Genomic DNA, 2,639 nt, shown 5'->3' on the forward strand with positions numbered 1-2,639 from the left:
GGCGGGGCCGCCGGCGCGGCCGGCCTGACGGTATGGGCCGCGATCGGCCAGATCGTGATGCTCGACATCGTGTTCTCGATCGACAGCATCGTGACCGCGATCGGCATGACCGAGCACGTTCCGATCATGTTCGTCGCCGTGATCGTCGCCGTCAGCGTGATGCTGTTCGCCGCGCAGCCGCTCGCACGCTTCATCGACCGCAACCCGACGATCGTGATGCTCGCGCTGTCGTTCCTGGTCGTGATCGGCATGACGCTGATCGCCGAAGGGTTCGGTTCGCACGTGCCGAAGGGGTACATCTATGCGGCGATGGCGTTCTCGGCGTTCGTCGAGGGCATGAACATGCTGGCGCGGCGGGCCAAGGCGAAGCGGGCGGGGCAGGTGGCGCGCGACTAAGCGGGCGCGCGTGATGCCGGCCGCTGTGGCAGCCGGCTCGCGCACCTCATATGGAATCCGGATGAAATTCGCACGGAAAGGAGAAACGCGATGAAATGCCCTGTCTGCAAGACGCCCGACCTGCTGATGGCCGAGCGCCAGTCGATCGAGATCGATTACTGTCCGACCTGCCGCGGCGTGTGGCTCGATCGCGGCGAACTCGACAAGCTGCTCGCCCGCGAAACCGGTGACGCGCCGGCGCGACGCGACACGGCGCCAGTGCAGCACGATGCGCACGCGCCGCGCGGCCGCGACGACGGCTGGGGGCGCGACGCGCGCTCGCACGACGGGCGTGACCGGCACGACGGCCGGCGTCGCAAGAAGTCGGTGTTCGATCTGTTCGATTTCGATTGAATCTGCCGTCCGCGCGCTTGAGCGCGCGCGGCCCGATGCAAAAAAGCCCCGCCCGGCATCGTGCCGGAGCGGGGCTTTTTCATGCGCGTCGCGTCAGGACACGCGTCGACGCTCACGCATTGCCGGCCGTCACGTCGATGCGGCGCGGGCGTGTTTCCTCGCGGCGCGGGATCGTCAGCGTCAGCACGCCGTCGCGCAGGTTCGCGTCGATCCGCGACGTGTCGAGGTCGGCGCTCAGCACGAACGACCGTGCATAGCGCGTCGAACGGATTTCCGCATGCCGCACGCGCAGGTCGGCCGCCGTGTCGAACTGCGTCGCGGCTTCGATCGTCAGCGTGTTGTCGTGCACCTTCACGTCGAGATTCTCGCGCGGCACGCCGGGCAGGTCGGCGCGCAGCGTGACGCCGCGTTGATCCTCGACGATGTCGACGGACGGGGTGATCGCGGGTCGGCGCGCGGCTTCCGCGGCGGCCGGATGAACGGGGGTGGTTTGGCGTTCGGCCAGGGTCGGGTTCGTGTTCATGTCGGTATCCTGAAGGTTACTGAATGGTGATCGCACGCGGCTTCGAGGCCTCGCGCCGGCCGACGCGAATCAGCAGGCAGCCGTTTTCGTAGCGGGCGCTGACCTGGTCGGGGTCCGCGTCGCGCGGCAGTTCGACCACGCGGCGGAACGCGCCGTGAAAGCGCTCCTGTGCATAGGTGCGCACGTCGTCGCCTTCGGTGCGCGGCGCCGGTTTGCGCTCGCCGCTGATCGTCAGCAGATCCTTGTCGATCGATACGTCGAAGTCGGCCGCGGCCATGCCGGGTGCGAACGCGACGATCTCGATCGCGTCGTCGGTCGCGCCGACGTTGAGGGCGGGAAACGTGCCGGCGCGCCCCGCACGGATGCCCGACGGGCGTTCGCCGAGCAGGCTCGCCATCTGCCGCTGCACGCGGGCGAATTCGTCGAACAGATCGTTGCCGAAATGGATACCGCTCATGTTGGTCCTCCTGAACAGGGAACGCGGGAGACGTGACCGCGCGTCGCCTGCGGCGGGCGCGACGGGTGGCTCCACTGGGTCGATACGGGGGCGGTGCGTGGCATGCGGCACTGCCCGACGACGCTTAATTAGTGGCCGTCGCCACGCATTTCAAGAGGGAAGGTGCAATCCGCGTCGACGCCTGCGCGCGGGATTCGATGCGACAATCGCCGCGGCATATCCGCAGACCAACCACACGGGACAACCATGGACATTCGACGTATCGCGATCGTCGGCGCCGGCGTGATCGGCGCAAGCTGGGCCGCTTTCTACCTGACGCAGGGCTTCGACGTCGTCGCGACCGACCCGGCGCCGCAGGCCGATGCACGGCTGCGCGACGCGCTCGCCGCATTCCTCGGCGAGCGGGCCGCCGAGCTTTGCGCGCGGCTGTCGTTCGACGCCGATCTCGTGCGTGCGCTCGACGGCGTCGATTTCGTGCAGGAGAACGGCCCCGAGCGACTCGACCTGAAGCGTGCGCTCTATCGCCAGATGGACGACGTGCTGCCCGCGCACGTGCCGATCGCGTCCAGCTCGTCGGGCCTGAAGATGTCGGAGATCCAGACGGCCTGCGCGAAGCATCCGGAACGCTGCCTGATCGCGCATCCGTTCAATCCGCCGCACCTGATCCCGCTCGTCGAGCTGGTCGGGGGCGACGCGACCAGCCCGGACGTGATCGCGCGCGTGAAGCAGTTCTACGATGCGCTCGGCAAGCAGACGATCGTGCTGAACAAGGAGATGACCGGCCACGTCGCGAACCGGCTCGCGGCCGCGCTGTTCCGCGAGGTGTATCACCTGGTCGGCGAAGGCGTCGTGAGCGTCGCCGATGCGGAC

General features: G+C 68.2%; 5 protein-coding genes. 3 read left to right on the top strand and 2 right to left on the bottom strand.

Translation table 11 applies throughout. From position 1 onward, the window contains the following. Together H3O04_RS34850 and H3O04_RS34855 are read left to right on the top strand one after the other, a co-directional pair. On the top strand, positions 1 to 396 hold a 396-nt coding region (locus H3O04_RS34850), incomplete at its 5' end, for a TerC family protein (RefSeq protein WP_202589465.1). 90 nt (positions 397 to 486) lie between these two features. Further along, the gene (locus tag H3O04_RS34855) at positions 487 to 789 is read left to right on the top strand and encodes a TFIIB-type zinc ribbon-containing protein (RefSeq protein ID WP_011545057.1); all 303 of its coding nucleotides are present in this window, start codon (positions 487 to 489) and stop codon (positions 787 to 789) included. Between the two features lie 112 nt (positions 790 to 901). Here H3O04_RS34855 and H3O04_RS34860 read toward each other — a convergent pair whose 3' ends face one another. Continuing rightward, the gene (locus H3O04_RS34860) at positions 902 to 1,312 is read right to left on the bottom strand and encodes an Hsp20/alpha crystallin family protein (protein ID WP_054927577.1); all 411 of its coding nucleotides are present in this window, start codon (positions 1,310 to 1,312) and stop codon (positions 902 to 904) included. A gap of 16 nt (positions 1,313 to 1,328) precedes the next feature. Next, positions 1,329 to 1,769, bottom strand: a complete 441-nt coding sequence (locus tag H3O04_RS34865; protein WP_054927578.1) for an Hsp20/alpha crystallin family protein — start codon at positions 1,767 to 1,769, stop codon at positions 1,329 to 1,331. Positions 1,770 to 2,015: 246 nt separating this feature from the next. Between H3O04_RS34865 and H3O04_RS34870 the strand changes: the two genes are divergently transcribed. Continuing rightward, on the top strand, positions 2,016 to 2,639 hold a 624-nt coding region (locus H3O04_RS34870), incomplete at its 3' end, for a 3-hydroxyacyl-CoA dehydrogenase family protein (RefSeq protein WP_202589466.1).

Source organism: Burkholderia sp. KCJ3K979 (assembly GCF_016759955.1).
In the GTDB taxonomy this organism is placed as follows: domain Bacteria; phylum Pseudomonadota; class Gammaproteobacteria; order Burkholderiales; family Burkholderiaceae; genus Burkholderia; species Burkholderia orbicola.